The sequence below is a fragment of the Fluviicoccus sp. genome, assembly GCF_030646115.1.
Lineage (GTDB): Bacteria > Pseudomonadota > Gammaproteobacteria > Pseudomonadales > Moraxellaceae > Fluviicoccus.
Map to the genome: position 1 here is coordinate 172,081 of NZ_JAUSMX010000018.1, position 14,795 is coordinate 186,875.

The 14,795-nt window shown below is 58.6% G+C and carries 15 protein-coding genes and 5 tRNA genes; 3 read left to right on the forward strand and 17 right to left on the reverse strand.

Annotated features, from left to right (window positions below; all coding sequences use genetic code 11):
• Nucleotides 1-149: 149 nt before the first annotated feature.
• The 17 genes from rplL to Q7T36_RS12810 form a co-directional block, all read right to left on the reverse strand.
• Nucleotides 150-518 carry a 50S ribosomal protein L7/L12 gene (gene rplL / locus Q7T36_RS12730; protein WP_304849028.1) on the reverse strand — a complete coding sequence of 123 codons (369 nt, stop codon included), beginning with the start codon at nucleotides 516-518 and terminating at the stop codon, nucleotides 150-152.
• 41 nt (nucleotides 519-559) lie between these two features.
• On the reverse strand, nucleotides 560-1,063 hold the full coding sequence (gene rplJ, locus Q7T36_RS12735; protein WP_304849031.1) for a 50S ribosomal protein L10: 504 nt from the start codon (nucleotides 1,061-1,063) through the stop codon (nucleotides 560-562).
• A gap of 189 nt (nucleotides 1,064-1,252) precedes the next feature.
• Nucleotides 1,253-1,948, reverse strand: a complete 696-nt coding sequence (gene rplA / locus Q7T36_RS12740; RefSeq protein WP_304849034.1) for a 50S ribosomal protein L1 — start codon at nucleotides 1,946-1,948, stop codon at nucleotides 1,253-1,255.
• Nucleotide 1,949: 1 nt separating this feature from the next.
• Nucleotides 1,950-2,378, reverse strand: a complete 429-nt coding sequence (gene rplK, locus Q7T36_RS12745) for a 50S ribosomal protein L11 (protein WP_304849037.1) — start codon at nucleotides 2,376-2,378, stop codon at nucleotides 1,950-1,952.
• Between the two features lie 84 nt (nucleotides 2,379-2,462).
• Nucleotides 2,463-2,999, reverse strand: a complete 537-nt coding sequence (gene nusG / locus Q7T36_RS12750; RefSeq protein WP_304849040.1) for a transcription termination/antitermination protein NusG — start codon at nucleotides 2,997-2,999, stop codon at nucleotides 2,463-2,465.
• A gap of 5 nt (nucleotides 3,000-3,004) precedes the next feature.
• Complete coding sequence (secE, locus tag Q7T36_RS12755; RefSeq protein WP_304849043.1) at nucleotides 3,005-3,394, reverse strand: preprotein translocase subunit SecE; 390 nt, start codon at nucleotides 3,392-3,394, stop codon at nucleotides 3,005-3,007.
• A gap of 27 nt (nucleotides 3,395-3,421) precedes the next feature.
• Nucleotides 3,422-3,497: transfer RNA gene (locus Q7T36_RS12760), tRNA-Trp, on the reverse strand.
• A 53-nt stretch (nucleotides 3,498-3,550) separates the two neighbouring features.
• Nucleotides 3,551-4,741, reverse strand: a complete 1,191-nt coding sequence (tuf, locus tag Q7T36_RS12765) for an elongation factor Tu (protein WP_304849047.1) — start codon at nucleotides 4,739-4,741, stop codon at nucleotides 3,551-3,553.
• Between the two features lie 86 nt (nucleotides 4,742-4,827).
• Nucleotides 4,828-4,903 (reverse strand) — tRNA-Thr (locus Q7T36_RS12770).
• A gap of 18 nt (nucleotides 4,904-4,921) precedes the next feature.
• Nucleotides 4,922-4,995: transfer RNA gene (locus Q7T36_RS12775), tRNA-Gly, on the reverse strand.
• Between the two features lie 7 nt (nucleotides 4,996-5,002).
• A tRNA-Tyr gene (locus Q7T36_RS12780) sits at nucleotides 5,003-5,087 on the reverse strand.
• A 67-nt stretch (nucleotides 5,088-5,154) separates the two neighbouring features.
• Nucleotides 5,155-5,230, reverse strand: a tRNA-Thr gene (locus Q7T36_RS12785).
• A gap of 52 nt (nucleotides 5,231-5,282) precedes the next feature.
• Nucleotides 5,283-6,770, reverse strand: coding sequence for an anthranilate synthase component I (gene trpE, locus Q7T36_RS12790; RefSeq protein ID WP_304849049.1), 1,488 nt, complete (start codon nucleotides 6,768-6,770; stop codon nucleotides 5,283-5,285).
• Between the two features lie 142 nt (nucleotides 6,771-6,912).
• Nucleotides 6,913-7,587 (reverse strand): phosphoglycolate phosphatase, encoded by a 675-nt coding sequence (locus tag Q7T36_RS12795; RefSeq protein ID WP_304849053.1) that lies wholly within the window; start codon nucleotides 7,585-7,587, stop codon nucleotides 6,913-6,915.
• A 2-nt stretch (nucleotides 7,588-7,589) separates the two neighbouring features.
• A complete protein-coding gene (rpe, locus tag Q7T36_RS12800) occupies nucleotides 7,590-8,273 on the reverse strand; it encodes a ribulose-phosphate 3-epimerase (RefSeq protein WP_304849057.1) in 684 nt (227 codons plus the stop codon).
• 15 nt (nucleotides 8,274-8,288) lie between these two features.
• On the reverse strand, nucleotides 8,289-8,975 hold the full coding sequence (gene murU / locus Q7T36_RS12805) for an N-acetylmuramate alpha-1-phosphate uridylyltransferase MurU (RefSeq protein WP_304849060.1): 687 nt from the start codon (nucleotides 8,973-8,975) through the stop codon (nucleotides 8,289-8,291).
• Nucleotides 8,972-10,066 carry an aminoglycoside phosphotransferase family protein gene (locus Q7T36_RS12810; RefSeq protein ID WP_304849062.1) on the reverse strand — a complete coding sequence of 365 codons (1,095 nt, stop codon included), beginning with the start codon at nucleotides 10,064-10,066 and terminating at the stop codon, nucleotides 8,972-8,974. Before Q7T36_RS12810 ends, murU begins: the two co-directional genes overlap by 4 nt.
• A 97-nt stretch (nucleotides 10,067-10,163) precedes the next feature.
• Between Q7T36_RS12810 and Q7T36_RS12815 the strand changes: the two genes are divergently transcribed.
• The 3 genes from Q7T36_RS12815 to pdxA are packed head-to-tail and all read left to right on the forward strand — an operon-like array spanning nucleotide 10,164 to nucleotide 14,775.
• Nucleotides 10,164-12,476, forward strand: coding sequence for an LPS-assembly protein LptD (locus Q7T36_RS12815; protein ID WP_304849065.1), 2,313 nt, complete (start codon nucleotides 10,164-10,166; stop codon nucleotides 12,474-12,476).
• Nucleotides 12,476-13,765 carry a peptidylprolyl isomerase gene (locus Q7T36_RS12820; RefSeq protein ID WP_304849069.1) on the forward strand — a complete coding sequence of 430 codons (1,290 nt, stop codon included), beginning with the start codon at nucleotides 12,476-12,478 and terminating at the stop codon, nucleotides 13,763-13,765. The genes Q7T36_RS12815 and Q7T36_RS12820 overlap by 1 nt, the downstream gene beginning before the upstream one ends.
• Nucleotides 13,765-14,775: a 4-hydroxythreonine-4-phosphate dehydrogenase PdxA gene (gene pdxA, locus Q7T36_RS12825; protein WP_304849073.1), complete on the forward strand. Its 1,011-nt coding sequence runs from the start codon at nucleotides 13,765-13,767 to the stop codon at nucleotides 14,773-14,775. The genes Q7T36_RS12820 and pdxA overlap by 1 nt, the downstream gene beginning before the upstream one ends.
• Nucleotides 14,776-14,795: the final 20 nt, after the last annotated feature.

Below are 14,795 nucleotides of genomic sequence, written 5' to 3' on the forward strand. Positions count from 1 at the left end.
AACCGAAACCTGAACGTTTTATTGTCCAACAATCTGCCACTACAGCCTTGAATCAATTACCGAAAACAGAAAAAGGCCGGCGACCATAATGAGCCGCCAGCCATTTTTTGCGCTTTGTTCAACCGCAAGTAAGCACCGGTAAAGGCAGCTTACTTGATGTCGGCAGTAGCGCCAGCTTCTTCCAGCTTCTTCTTGACAGAAGCAGCTTCATCCTTGCTAACGCCTTCCTTAACGGTTTGCGGTGCGCCTTCAACCAGATCCTTGGCTTCTTTCAGGCCCAGGCCGGTCAGTTCACGGATCGCCTTGATGACGTTGACCTTGTTGGCGCCGAAGCTGGTCAGGATCACGTTGAATTCGGTTTGTTCTTCAACCACGGCAGCAGCAGCGGGACCCGCGGCGACAGCAACAGCAGCAGCAGACACATTAAACTTTTCTTCAAAAGCCTTGATCAGTTCGACCAGTTCCATCACCGTCTTTTCGGAAACGGCATTCAGGATTTCTTCATTGGACAGAGCCATGGTAATTCTCCACTTGGGTATGGTTCAAAATCGGGCAGAAATCAGGCGGCTTCTTCCAGCTTCTCTTTGAGAGCTGTAAACAGACGGCCAAATTTCGATACAGGCGCTTGCAGCACGGATGCCAGCATGGTCAATGCGCCTTCGCGGTTCGGCAGGCTGGCGATAACGTCAATCTGCTTCGCATCGTAACGCTGACCATTCAGGGCCAAGGCCATGACTTCCATCTTCTGGTTGTCTTTGGCAAAGTCCTTGAACAGGCGGGCTGCCGCGCCCATGTCGTTTTCCGACAGGGACAGACCAATAATGGTCGGACCAACGAGATCGTCGTTCAAGCAAGCGAAAGAGGTGCCTTCCACAGCGCGGCGGGCGAGCGTGTTGCGAACAACACGCACGTACACTTGCTGGTCGCGGGCTTTTTCGCGCAGCTTGGTCAACTGACCTACAGTCAGACCACGATAATTGGCTACCACTGCAGAGAAAGCACCGGAGGCGACTTTATTCACCTCGGCAACGATCTCTTTCTTGTCCTCTAATTTCAGAGTCACAGTAACCTCCTAACGAATTGAATGCCGACAAAATATCGGCGTTCACGCGGGGGTTAGCGTTAACTGAACCACACCGCGTCTACGCAGGCTGCTTGCGCAATTACGCACTTTCGTGCACCTGAGGTCTTTGACGCTTATTGCGTAACAAAGTCCTTGCTCGGGAAAATCCCGAAAATTCTGCTTGCCGTCTTAGGCGGACAGAGTTGCCTGATCAATCGCGAGACCCGGGCCCATGGTGGTGGACAGAGTCACTTTCTTGATATAGACACCCTTGGAGGTGGCAGGCTTGGCCTTCTTCAGATCAGCGACCAGCGCTTCCACGTTCTGTTGAATGGCTTCAGCACTGAAACCCATCTGGCCGACCGGAGCGTGAATGATGCCGCCCTTGTCAACGCGATAGCGCACTTGACCGGACTTGGCATTCTTCACCGCAGTGCCTACATCTGCCGTCACTGTGCCTACCTTGGGGTTAGGCATCAGGCCGCGGGGACCCAGAATGGTACCCAGCTTACCGACAACGCGCATGGCGTCCGGCGTGGCAATAACCACATCGAAATTCAGATCGCCGCCTTGAATGGAGGCAGCCAGGTCGTCAAAACCCACGATGTCCGCACCGGCAGCCTTAGCTGCTTCGGCATTGGCGCCCTGGGCAAACACAGCAACACGCACCGTCTTGCCGGTACCGGCAGGAAGCACGGTCGCGCCACGAACCACCTGGTCCGACTTCCGCGGATCCACGCCCAGATTCACGGCGACGTCAATCGACTCCTTGAACTTCGCGGGCGGCAGGGAATTCAGCAGACTCAGAGCTGCTTCGATGCTGTAGGTCTTGCCAGGCTGGACCTGGGCACGGATAGCTTGTTGACGCTTGCTCAACTTGGCCATGTTAAACCTCCACATCCAAACCAATGGAACGAGCCGAACCGGCAAGTGTACGAACTGCCGCATCCACATCCGCAGCCGTCAGGTCAGGCTTCTTCAGGGCAGCAATTTCTTCCAGCTGGGCGCGAGTCACCTTACCCACTTTCTGGGTATTGGGACGAGGCGAACCGCTCTTGATGCCAGCCGCCTTCTTGAGCAGATACGTGGCCGGAGGGGTCTTCATCACGAAGGTGAAGGAGCGATCACTGTAAACCGTGATCACCACCGGAATCGGCATGCCGGGTTCCAGCTTCTGGGTCGCGGCATTGAATTCCTTACAGAATGCCATGATGTTCACACCGCGTTGGCCCAGCGCAGGACCAATGGGTGGGGACGGATTGGCTTTACCAGCCGGGATTTGCAGTTTGACATATGCGTCAATTTTCTTGGCCATTTCAGACTCCGTGGGTACTAACGCCTTGCGGCTCCCCTTTGGCTAACAACAACCAGGCCGACACCAAGCCGGCCCGACAATAAACTAAACCGCCTTTTCAACCTGGGTAAATTCCAGATCCACCGGCGTTGCACGACCGAAAATCATCACCGCCACGCGGAGACGATTTTTCTCGTAATTGACTTCCTCAACAACACCATTGAAGTCAGCAAACGGCCCATCTGCCACCCGCACAACTTCGCCCGGCTCAAACAGAGTCTTGGGACGCGGAGCATCGGCATTCAGGCGCAACCGACTCAGAATCGCATCCGCTTCCCGATCCGTAATCGGGGCCGGCTTATCTGCCTTGCCACCGATAAACCCCATCACCTTCGGACAATCCTTGACCATATGCCAAGTATCGTCATTCATTTCCATGTGAACCAGCACATATCCGGGAAAGAACTTGCGCTCGCTTTTGCGTTTCACGCCATTCTTGATTTCCACTACCTCTTCCGTCGGCACCAGCACTTCACCAAAAAAGTGCTCCAGGCCGGAACGGAGAATACGATCCTGAAGGGAACGCATCACCTGCTTTTCAAACCCGGAATAGGCGTGAACAATATACCAACGCTTGCTCATATGCTTTACCTGCCTATTATGGCGGAGATCATCCAGCCGAACAGGGTATCAAGGCCCCAAAGCACCAGGGACATAACCACAACCACCGCCAATACAATCAACGTGGTTTGCCAAGTCTCATCTTTGGTCGGCCAGACAACACGCCTTGCCTCAACCTGAGCCTCCTTAAGCAGCTTAAGGAAGGACTTCCCCTGAGTGGTCACCAGTAAAACACCGGCTGCCAGCAACCCGGCTACCACCAATACGATAATACGCGCCCACGCCGGAACTTGCGGCATTGCTTCAGGGGCATAGCGATTACCCAGAGTCGCCGCAATCAGCAGGACAACAGCAAAACCCCACTTAAGGATGTTCGCACCGTTATTCGTTTTGGCATTTTCAGCTTGTGTGGTCATAAACCGTCAGCTTGACTTGGATAAGAATGGCAGGCCAGGAGGGACTCGAACCCCCAACACCCGGTTTTGGAGACCGGTGCTCTACCAATTGAACTACTGGCCTGTAACTTTTAGACAGCAAGGCCTGCACGATATGCAGGCCTTGCCAGTTGCAGCTTACTTGATGATCTTGGCCACAACACCGGCACCAACAGTACGGCCGCCTTCACGAATCGCGAAGCGCAGACCTTCATCCATGGCGATCGGATGGATAAGCTCCACCGTCATCTGGATGTTGTCACCCGGCATCACCATCTCGACACCTTCCGGCAGCTCGATGTTGCCCGTCACGTCCGTTGTACGGAAGTAGAACTGGGGACGGTAGCCCTTGAAGAACGGCGTGTGACGGCCGCCTTCTTCCTTGCTCAGCACGTACACTTCAGACACGAACTGGGTGTGAGGCTTGATGCTGTTCGGCTTGGCCAGAACCTGACCACGCTGAATGTCTTCGCGCTTGATGCCGCGCAACAGCACGCCGACGTTTTCACCGGCACGGCCTTCGTCCAGCAGCTTGCGGAACATTTCAACGCCGGTGCAGGTGGACTTCACGGTATCCTTGATACCGACGATTTCCACTTCCTCACCTACCTTGACAATGCCGCGTTCAACACGACCGGTGACCACGGTACCGCGACCAGAGATCGAGAACACATCTTCGATCGGCAGCAGGAACGGCTGGTCAATGGCGCGGGTGGGCTCTGGGATATAGGAATCCAGAGTTTCCACCAGCTTCAGGATGGCGGGAATACCAAACGGACCCTCAGAGCCATTCAAGGCTTCCAGTGCGGAACCACGAATGATCGGGGTGTCGTCACCAGGGAAGTTGTACTTGTTCAGCAGGTCGCGGACTTCCATCTCGACCAGTTCCAGCAGCTCTTCGTCATCGACCATGTCGCACTTGTTCAGGAACACGACAATGTACGGGACACCAACCTGACGGGACAGGAGGATGTGCTCACGGGTCTGCGGCATGGGGCCGTCAGCAGCAGAGCAAACCAGGATCGCACCATCCATCTGGGCGGCACCGGTGATCATGTTCTTCACATAGTCAGCGTGGCCCGGGCAGTCAACGTGGGCATAGTGACGAATGGGAGACAGGTATTCCACGTGGGCGGTGTTAATGGTGATACCACGAGCACGCTCTTCAGGGGCAGCATCGATCTGGTCGTATGCCTTGGCCTCACCACCGTACACTTTCGCGCAAATGGTGGTAATAGCCGCCGTCTGGGTGGTCTTGCCGTGGTCAACGTGACCAATGGTGCCGACGTTTACGTGCGGCTTATCGCGTTCAAACTTAGCCTTCGCCATGACAACTCTCCCCTCGTGGGTGATCTAGCCAAACATTTTGTATTAACAACAAAGGCAGAAGCGGCCATCGCCGTCTGCCTGAAATATGGAGCTCATAACCGGATTTGAACCGGTGACCTCTTCCTTACCAAGGAAGTGCTCTACCGACTGAGCTATATGAGCGTTGCAATTCAACCAACCTGGAGCGGGTGGCGGGAATCGAACCCGCACTATCAGCTTGGAAGGCTGAAGTTCTACCACTAAACTACACCCGCGCATAAATGGTGGTGGGAGAAGGATTCGAACCTTCGAAGGCTGAGCCGTCAGATTTACAGTCTGATCCCTTTGACCGCTCGGGAATCCCACCAACGCGAGGAACGAAATTATCTAGATTTAACAACAACTCGTCAAGCAACTTCGTATCCTTTTTTCGCTGGTGCCGGCAGTGGGACTCGAACTCACGACCTACTGATTACAAGTCAGTTGCTCTACCAACTGAGCTATACCGGCTTTCACGAAAAACGTGCCGCATTATACGTGTTTGCGGCACGCTGGCAACGCCTTACTGCTTAATTTTTAGGTGATTGGACGCCAATTCTGCAGCACGGATGCAGGCGCGGGCCTTATTCATGGTTTCCAGCCACTCCATTTCTGGAACCGAGTCCGCAACAACCCCTGCGCCGGCCTGCACATGCATCAGTCCGTCCTTCAAAATCGCTGTGCGAATGGCAATTGCGGTATCCATTTCCCCGTTCCAACCCAGATAACCGATGGCGCCGCCATAGACACCGCGCTTGACCGGCTCCAGCTCGTCAATGATTTCCATGGCGCGCACCTTCGGCGCACCGGACAGCGTTCCGGCTGGCAGCGTGGCTCGCAGCACGTCGATGGCTGAAACCCCCTCCTTTAGCACCCCTTCAACATTCGACACGATGTGCATGACGTGTGAGTAACGTTCGATGGCCATCTTCTCGGTGACGGTAACCTGCCCGACCTGACTGACGCGGCCAGCATCATTACGTCCCAGATCAATCAGCATCAGGTGTTCTGCAATTTCCTTGGGATCTGCCAGCAACTCTGCCGCCAGAGCATGATCATGCTCCGGCGTCTTGCCGCGCGGTCGGGTTCCGGCAATGGGGCGCACGGTTACCCTGCCCTCCTGCACCCGGGCCAGGATTTCCGGACTGGAACCGACAATGTGCGCATTGCCGCAATTGACGAAATACATGTAGGGAGAGGGATTCAGGTGGCGCAAGGCCCGGTACAAGGCCATGGGAGAATGCCCATAAGGAGCGGTGAGGCGCTGTGACGGCACCACCTGCATTACATCTCCGGCAAGGATATATTCCTTGATATGGTCGACACCGGCGCGAAATGCTTCTTCACCAAAGCTGGAACGGAAGTCGCTTTCGCGAGTCGGCGGCGCATCCGTGAGCTGCGAAGTAAAGGCTCCTGCCGTTCGCAGGCGATGCGACAACTGCTCCAGACGCTCCAGCGCCTGCATATAGGCATTGGCTTCCGTCGGGTCGGCATGGGTGATGAGATAGATGCTTTCCTTCAGATTGTCGAAAACAATCACTTCCTCCGACAGCATCAACTGGATATCGGGCATGCCGATGGGGTCGGGCTTGTTTGCCGCCGCCAACTTCTTTTCGACATAACGGACACAGTCATAGCCGAAATAGCCGACCAGCCCGCCAGTAAAACGCGGCAGGTTTGCCAAGACCGGCACCTTGAACTGTTGCTGGAACTCTTCAATGAAGGCCAACGGGTCTTCGGTACGGATATCGTCCTGCAGGATGTCGCCTTGATAAATGCGGACACTGTGCCCCGTGACCACGAGGCGGCGCTTCGACGGCAGGCCGATAATGGAATAACGGCCCCACCGCTCTCCGCCATGAACGGATTCGAAGAGGTAGCTGTAGGGCTGGTTGGCAACCTTGAGATAAACGGAAAGCGGGGTATCCAGGTCGGCCAGCAATTCAAGGGCGACGGGAATACGGTTGTAGCCCTGACGGGCGAACTCGGCAAACTGCTCGTGGGAAATCATGGCAAAGACCTTTGCGGCAAATGGCGGACAGGGGTTATGCGTGCAACACGTTCGGGGGGATCACCATCGCCAGCGGAAAACGGGGGTCATTGCCACTTCTGCCTCTATAAAGAAGTTACGGTAATTCAACTTGCTTCGGGAATCAAGACGGCGCGGCATCCAGCAGCACCCCGAGATGCGGAATGATCCACGTCGGCTCGCAGGCCTCGATGGGTTCGCCATGATTGTAGCCATAAGGCAGGGCGACACAGGGAACCCCGGCGGCGCGGGCGGCCTCAACGTCATTCCGGGAATCTCCCAGCATCAACGCCTCGCCGGGGCGGACCTCGAAATGGCGCAGGCAATGCAATAAAGGCTCGGGATGCGGTTTTTTGTGCGGCAGCGTATCGCCGCCGACAAGCAACCGGAAATCACCCAGGCAGTCCAGCGCCTCCAGCAAGGCCTTGGCCGGGGCATACGGCTTATTGGTGACGCAGGCCAGCGGAATCCCGGCCTGACGGCAAGCCTTCAGGAATTCAGGAACGCCATCATAGAAGCGGCTGAACTGGCAAACCGCCAGCTGGTAATGGCGCATGAAACCGGCCAGCAATTCATCGTGCAGGCCGGGGGCATGATGCCCGGCCTCCAGCACACAATAAACCAGCCGCGATGCACCGCGGCCGACCCAGTTGCGCACTTGCTGCTGGCTGACCTGCGCCAGGCCCAAGTCCTCCAGCGCCAGGTTCAGGCAGTGATGGATGTCGCTGGCGGAATCAACCAGTGTTCCGTCCAGGTCACACATGATCAATCGCGGGGTGAAGCCGATCAGACTGAACATGATCAGGCCTGTACGCTGCCGGCCAGCGCCAGCTCGGCGCGCATGGCGGCAACGGCGGCGCGATAATCCCCGCCCCCGAAAATGGCGGACCCGGCGACAAAGGTGTCGGCTCCGGCTTCGGCGATCTGGCGGATGTTTTTCGCCGTTACTCCGCCATCCACTTCCAGACGGATAGGCAGGCCGCTGGCATCAATCAGCTTGCGCGCCGCCGCCAGTTTTTCCAGCGTTTTGGGAATGAACTGCTGGCCGCCAAATCCGGGATTGACGCTCATCAGCAGCACCATATCGATCTTGTCCAGCACGTAATCCAGATAGTGCAAGGGCGTGGCCGGATTGAACACCAGCCCGGCCTTGCAGCCGCCGCTGCGGATCAGTTGCAGCGAACGGTCAATATGATCGGAGGCTTCGGGGTGAAAAGTAATGTAGGTAGCCCCGGCCTCGATGAAGTCACCAATGATGCGGTCGACCGGCGACACCATGAGATGCACATCGATGGGCGCGGTGACGCCATACTTGCGCAAGGCCTTGCAAACCATCGGACCCACGGTCAGGTTGGGCACATAATGGTTGTCCATGACATCGAAGTGAACGATGTCGGTTCCGGCTTCCAGCACAGCATCGACTTCAGCGCCCAGTCGGGCAAAGTCGGCGGAAAGGATGGAGGGGGCCAGCAAATAATCACGCATATCGGGTTTCCTGAATCAAAGTTGACCGGCGCGGATGGCTTCATCCAGCGCCTGAAGGCGTTCGGGTGTTCCTACATCGACCCAGGGGCCGGGATGATACTCAGCGCTGATCTGTCCGGCAGCAATGGCCTGCCGCAGCAAGGGCGCCAGCGGAGCCTTGCCCGGCGTCAGACCGTCAAACAATTGCGGCGACATCAGGCTGATCCCGGCAAAGGTGTACTTTTCAGCCCCTTCCGCCGTGATCAGCGTATCGCCGGAAGTTCGGCTGAACGCAAAGTCGCCCTGCGGATGCTGAGGCGGATTATCCACCAATAGCAAGTGGGCCAACCGCCCCTGCAATGATTGCGCCGCCAGACCGGCAAAGTCATAGCGCAGCCAGATATCGCCATTGACCAGCAGAAAAGGCTCCTGCCCCAGCAAGGGCAAGGCCTGGACGATGCCACCGGCGGTTTCCAGCGGCTCACCTTCATCTGACCAGTCGATACGGACGCCCAATCCCGAGCCATCACCCAGCGCCTCGTGCAGCTTCTGCCCCAACCAAGCGGTATTGATGACCAACTCCGTGACACCGGCAGCCTTCAAAGCCTCAATATGCCAGACGATCAAGGGCTTGCCGCCAACCGCCAGCAATGGCTTGGGCGTGGTCAGCGTCAGCGGCCGCATGCGGTTGCCGAGACCGGCCGCCAGGATCATGGCCTTCATGCCGACGCTCCTGTGCCTTCAGACTGTACATGGGCCAGGAACGGCAAGGCCTCCGGATTCTTCGCCAGATAGACCGGGACAATCCGTTCAAGCAGCCAGCCATGGAAGTTCTTCAAGTCAGGATAGTTCTGGATTTCATCCACGAAATACTTGAACACCAGCGGAATGTCGTTGAGATAGCCATGTTTGCCGTCGCGCAGGCTGAGGCGGGCAAAAATACCCAATATCTTCAGGTGGCGCTGTGCGCCCATCCAGTCAAACCAGGCTTGAAACTGTTCGGTATCCACATCTTCACCGATCTGCCCGGCCGCCAGCAGCTTTTGCCGGAACAGTTCGACCCAGCCGCTGACCCGGTTGGCGGGCCACTCGACATAGGCGTCGCGCAGCAACGAGACCAGATCATAGGTAATGGGGCCGGTGACGGCGTCCTGGAAGTCGATGACGCCGAGTCGGCCGGTGGGCAAGACCATCAAGTTGCGTGAGTGATAGTCACGATGAACAAAGACCGTCGGCTGTTGCAACACGGTATCGGCAATGCGGCGGCAGATGTCGTCGATCAGCGCCACTTCCTCAGGCTGAAGGTCCAGATCCAGATAGCGGGCGACGAACCAGTCGCGGAACAACGACATTTCCGTCATCAGCCGGGCATGGTCGTAGGGCGGCAGCGGGTAGTCGCAGGGGTGGGGGCTGGACAGCAAGTGCAACAACTCGTCCATGGCCTGTCCGTAGAGTTCGTCGACGCTGTTATCGTTGAGACACGGGCGCAGCATGGTATCGCCGAGATCACTGAGCAACATGAAGCCCTGCTCGAAATCGACCGCGATTACTTCCGGCACATGCACCTGATGGGCAAACAATGCGCGGGCGATGGACACAAAAGGCCGGGAGTTTTCCTTCTCGGGCGGGGCGTCAACGCAGATCAGGCTGCCCTGCCCGTGTTGCAGGCGGAAATAGCGGCGGAAGCTGGCATCACCGGATACCATGTCCAGGGCGGCGGCGGGATTGAACGGGGTATGGGTGCGAACCCAGGCGGACGACCACGCATAAAGCGCGTTACGGCGTTGGTCAACAGCGATGGCGCAATCTTCCATTACAAAAACTCATGGCTGAAAGGGACGAAGTTTTCTATTATCCCCGAGCTTTGCCCTGAACCCAAGTTGGATCATGCGCCGGACCCTGATTTTCTTAGTGCTACCCCTACTTCCCGCCCTGGCCGGCGCCGGCGAAGCCATCAACTACGCCCGTTTGGGCTGGATGGACAAGAAAACGATTGCCGCCAAGCCTGAAAACGAACGGCCGGCGCTGGCAACCTCCTGCCATGGAACGTGGGTGACACCCATTCCGCTGGGCGTCCGGCCAGCCAAGCCAACCGAAAGCCCGGTCGCCGGCGAGGCGGTCTGGGTCTATTTTGATCCTGATGGCGCGTCCCGCCTGCGCGGCGACGTGCGCATATCCCAGCCCGGCCGCCTGATCCAGGCAGATAATGCCGAACTTTCCACAGGGCGGGACAATGGCCGTTTTACCGGCAACATCCTGCTGGCCGAGCCGGGGCTGGTATTATCCGGACAGCAGGCCGACCTGGACTTGACCGGGAAAACCGCCCATCTGGACAGCGTCGAGTTCGTGTCGACGCTGCTGAACGCCCACGGCAAGGCCACCACGGTCGACCGCAAGGCCAATGGAGAGTTGAACTTTGACAGGGTGGAGTATTCAACCTGCGAGCCGGACAAGCGGGTCTGGTATTTCTCTGCACGCAAACTGAGGCTGGACCCGACGACCGGCCGGGGCACTGTACAACAGGCCAAACTGCACCTGATGGGCGCGCCGCTGGTCAACATTCCCTACTTCAACTTCCCGATTGATGATCGTCGGATGACGGGCATGCTGGTGCCGCGCTTTGGCACCACCAACGACGGCGGCTTCGATTTCGCCCAACCTGTATATCTGAACCTGGCGCCCAACTACGACATGACGCTGACGCCGCGCCTGTTGTCCCGGCGCGGACTGATGGTGGAAAGTGAATTCCGTTATCTGCTGGAGGATGCCGGACAAGGGGAGCTGCATTTGGCGATGCTGCCCGGCGACAAGCTTTATCAGGACAACGACCGGCGGCAGGCCGCCTGGCGGCATCAATACCGCAACGGCAATATCCGGATGGGGACCGTGGCCAATTATGTCTCCGACAACGCCTATTTTACCGATCTGGGCACCGACCTCAGCCAGAGCAGCACCACCCACCAGGAACGCACCGGTGAAGTGGAGTACACCGCTGGGTACTGGAGCTTGCTGGGGCGGGTTCAGGGATTTCAGACGATTGACCCGCTGTTAAGCGATATCAGCAAGCCCTATGCCCGCCTGCCGCAACTACTGCTGCGGGCCGGACTGCCCCTGCAACGGGGATTTTCCGCGCGCTTGCTGAGCGAGCTGACTTATTTCAGCCGGACCGTCAACGATGGCAGCGGCGTGGAGGTCAATGGCGCCCGCTGGCGTCTTGAGCCGCGACTGGACTACCGTGCGCAACAGCCTTGGGGGTATCTCAACCCCGCCGTCAGTGTCCGCCAGCTGGCCTACGAACTGGATGGGGCGGCCGGTGCGCCCGACGTCATCAACAACGCCGCCTTCAGTCTGGACAGCGGGTTGACGCTGGAGCGGCAAGGCAGCCGCTTCCTGCAAACGCTGGAGCCCCGGGTGTTCTATGCTTTTTCACCCTATACCGACCAAAGCGACCTGCCCAACTTCGACACCGCCACCTCCACCTTCAGTTTTGCGCAGCTGTTTCGTCCCAGCCGGTTTTCCGGGGGTGACCGCATTGATGACACCCACCAGGTTTCCCTGGGTCTGACCAGCCGCTGGCTGGACAATGACGACGGTCATGAACGCCTGCGGGCCTCCGTGGGCGAGATTTTCTACCTGCGTGACCGCAAGGTCCGCCTCAACGCCACCGACCCGGTTGACACCTCCCGGACTTCCGGCATGGCGGGTGAACTGGCGCTGCAACTGAACCGCGACTGGTCTGGCTCCGCCGACAGCTTGTGGACGCCGGATCTGAAGGCGGCGCAATTCGGTCTGCAACTGCATTATCTGCCGGAGAGCGCGGACCGCCTGTTTAACGTGGGCTACAATTACCGCCGGGAAATAGTGGCGCTGAACCAGAAGGCCCTGAGCCAGGCCACCGCCTCCATCATCCACCCGCTGAATCATCAATGGCAGATCATGGGCCTGATGCAATATGATCTGGAAAACGACTCTCCCCAAGACCGACTGCTGGGTCTGCGCTATGACGCCTGCTGCTGGCGACTTTCGTTCTATCAGCGGCAATTCCTGACAGATCCGGACAATATCAGCGCCGCCAATCTGAAACGCACCGCCTTCTTCATTGAAATCACCCTGAAGGGACTGGCGGGTGTTTCCTCCGGCATCAACGACCTGCTGTCCAGCCGGGTCTTCGGCTACGGCCAGATCCAGGACTCACAACGCTCCTCCATCCGAGATTTCCGCTAATGCGCTTTATCCTTGCCCCTCTTGTCGCCATCCTGCTTGCCACACCGGCCTTTGCCGGCAGCCCGTTGAACCGTATTGCCGCCGTCGTGGATGACGATGCTATTCTGGAAACCGAGGTGAAGCAACGGATTGCCGATGTGGAGCATCAATTCAGTGTCCGTCGGCAGACCCTGCCGGATGCCGCCGACCTGCGCAACCAGGTCATGGAGCAACTGATTCTGCAGCGCTTGCAACTGGGGCAGGCCGAACGCGCCGGGGTCCGCATTGACGACAATACCCTGAACGCCTCACTCACCGACATCGCCCGCCAGAACGGCATGACGCTGGAGCAGTTCCGCCAGCGGCTGGAAACCGAGAAGCCCGGCAGCTATAGCGATGTGCGCGACCAGGTGCGCAACGAGATGATTGTCAGCCGTTACCGCAATCGCCGGCTTCAGGACCGCATCCGTATTACCGATCAGGATATCGACAGTTTTCTGGCATCCCCGCAGGGCGAAGCGGCGCTGGCCACCGAGTACCGGCTGGCGCATATCCTGATCAGCGTTCCCGAAGCCGCGACTCCGCCACAACAGGATGAGGCCCGCCGGAAAGCCGAAGAAGCGTTAGCCGCCCTGCGGGCCGGCCAAGCGCTGGAACAGGTGGCAGCCCGGTTCTCCAGCGGCGACAGCGCCTTGAAGGGCGGTGACCTGGGCTGGCGCAAGGAGGCCCAGTTGCCAACCCTGTTTGCCGATCAGGTTCGTGGTCTGAAAAAAGGGGAATTCTCCGGGCCGGTCCGGACACCGGCCGGATTTCACGTTCTGGCGATGCTGGACCGTCGCGGGGCCGAGCAGATGGTGGTTCATCAACGGCAGGTACGGCACATTCTCGTCAAGCCATCGGAAATCCTTTCGCTGGAAGACGCCCAGCAAAAAGCATCGGACCTTCGCTCGCGGCTGGACAAGGACCCCGCCGATTTTCCGAACCTGGCCAGGACCTATTCCGATGACCCCGGCTCCGCCCGCAATGGCGGTGATGTCGGCTGGGTCAGCCCCGGTGAAATGGTGGGTTCGTTTGAAACCATGATGAACCAGACAGCCGTTAACAGCATCAGTCCGGTGTTTGAAAGCCAGTTCGGCTGGCACATTCTGCAAGTGCTGGGTGAGCGCGACCAGGACATGACCCGCGAATACCGGCGCAACCTGGCGCGGCAGGCGCTTTACGGCCGTAAATTTGATGAAGCCCTGGAACTGTGGATGCGTGAAATCCGCGCTGAAGCTTATGTCGAAATCAAGGCGGCGGAAGCCCCCTGATGCGCCTGCCGCTGTTGCTCACGGCCGGTGAACCGGCGGGAATCGGCCCGGACCTGTGCGTGCAGATCATGCAGCAGGCCATGTCCCTGCCCTGCGTGATCGTTGCTGATCGTGAGTTGCTGCGGCAGCGAGCCACCCGGCTCGGGCTGGCCATCAACCTGCATGACTGGCAGCCGGGCCAGCGTGCCGGGCTGTTGCCTGCGGGTGAGGCCTACGTCTGGCATGTGCACTTGCATGAACCCGTGGAGTGCGGCGTGCTCAATGCCGCCAACAGCGCTTATGTGCTGACCACACTGGACCTCGCCGCCAACGCCTGTCTTTCCGGCTCGGCGGCGGGCATGGTCACCGCGCCGGTGCAGAAGTCCATCATCAACGAAGCCGGAATTCACTTCAGCGGCCACACCGAATTCCTGCAGGAACTGTGCGGCGTGCCCAAAGTGGTGATGATGCTGGCCTGCCCCGGACTGCGGGTGGCGCTGGCCACCACACACCTGCCGCTGCGGGCAGTGGCGGACGCCATTACCCCGGATACGCTGCGGCAGGTGATCCGCATTCTGGACCATGACCTGAAGCACCATTTCGGCATCGCCTCGCCCAACATTCTGGTTTGCGGCCTGAACCCGCATGCCGGGGAAGGCGGACATCTGGGCGACGAGGAAATCCGGGTCATCAACCCCACCCTGAAGGAATTGCGGGCCGAAGGCATCCGGTTGAGTGAAGCCCTGCCCGCCGACACCCTGTTCACCCCCAAGTACCTTGCCACCGCCGATGCCGTGCTGGCGATGTATCACGATCAGGGACTGCCGGTGCTGAAGGCGCGCGGTTTTGGCGAGGCGGTGAACGTGACGCTGGGGCTACCGATCGTGCGCACTTCCGTGGACCATGGCACGGCGTTGTCGCTGGCCGGAACCGGGCGGGCAGAGTCAGGCAGCCTGCTGGCGGCATTGAGGATGGCGGGGGAAATGGCTTATCGTCGCCCGGACCAGGCTGGCACCACACCGCCGCCCTGACCGGGGCGCGCGGCATCAAC

What these genes read in the sequence shown, in the direction of transcription:
- rplL (WP_304849028.1), bottom strand. Translation starts at nt 518, where the DNA reads ATGGCTCTGTCCAATGAAGAAATCCTGAATGCCGTTTCCGAAAAGACG.
- rplK (WP_304849037.1), bottom strand. Translation starts at nt 2,378, where the DNA reads ATGGCCAAGAAAATTGACGCATATGTCAAACTGCAAATCCCGGCTGGT.
- tuf (WP_304849047.1), bottom strand. Translation starts at nt 4,741, where the DNA reads ATGGCGAAGGCTAAGTTTGAACGCGATAAGCCGCACGTAAACGTCGGC.
- nusG (WP_304849040.1), bottom strand. Translation starts at nt 2,999, where the DNA reads ATGAGCAAGCGTTGGTATATTGTTCACGCCTATTCCGGGTTTGAAAAG.
- Q7T36_RS12795 (WP_304849053.1), bottom strand. Translation starts at nt 7,587, where the DNA reads ATGTTCAGTCTGATCGGCTTCACCCCGCGATTGATCATGTGTGACCTG.
- murU (WP_304849060.1), bottom strand. Translation starts at nt 8,975, where the DNA reads ATGAAGGCCATGATCCTGGCGGCCGGTCTCGGCAACCGCATGCGGCCG.
- rplA (WP_304849034.1), bottom strand. Translation starts at nt 1,948, where the DNA reads ATGGCCAAGTTGAGCAAGCGTCAACAAGCTATCCGTGCCCAGGTCCAG.
- rpe (WP_304849057.1), bottom strand. Translation starts at nt 8,273, where the DNA reads ATGCGTGATTATTTGCTGGCCCCCTCCATCCTTTCCGCCGACTTTGCC.
- Q7T36_RS12820 (WP_304849069.1), top strand. Translation starts at nt 12,476, where the DNA reads ATGCGCTTTATCCTTGCCCCTCTTGTCGCCATCCTGCTTGCCACACCG.
- pdxA (WP_304849073.1), top strand. Translation starts at nt 13,765, where the DNA reads ATGCGCCTGCCGCTGTTGCTCACGGCCGGTGAACCGGCGGGAATCGGC.
- Q7T36_RS12810 (WP_304849062.1), bottom strand. Translation starts at nt 10,066, where the DNA reads ATGGAAGATTGCGCCATCGCTGTTGACCAACGCCGTAACGCGCTTTAT.
- trpE (WP_304849049.1), bottom strand. Translation starts at nt 6,770, where the DNA reads ATGATTTCCCACGAGCAGTTTGCCGAGTTCGCCCGTCAGGGCTACAAC.
- secE (WP_304849043.1), bottom strand. Translation starts at nt 3,394, where the DNA reads ATGACCACACAAGCTGAAAATGCCAAAACGAATAACGGTGCGAACATC.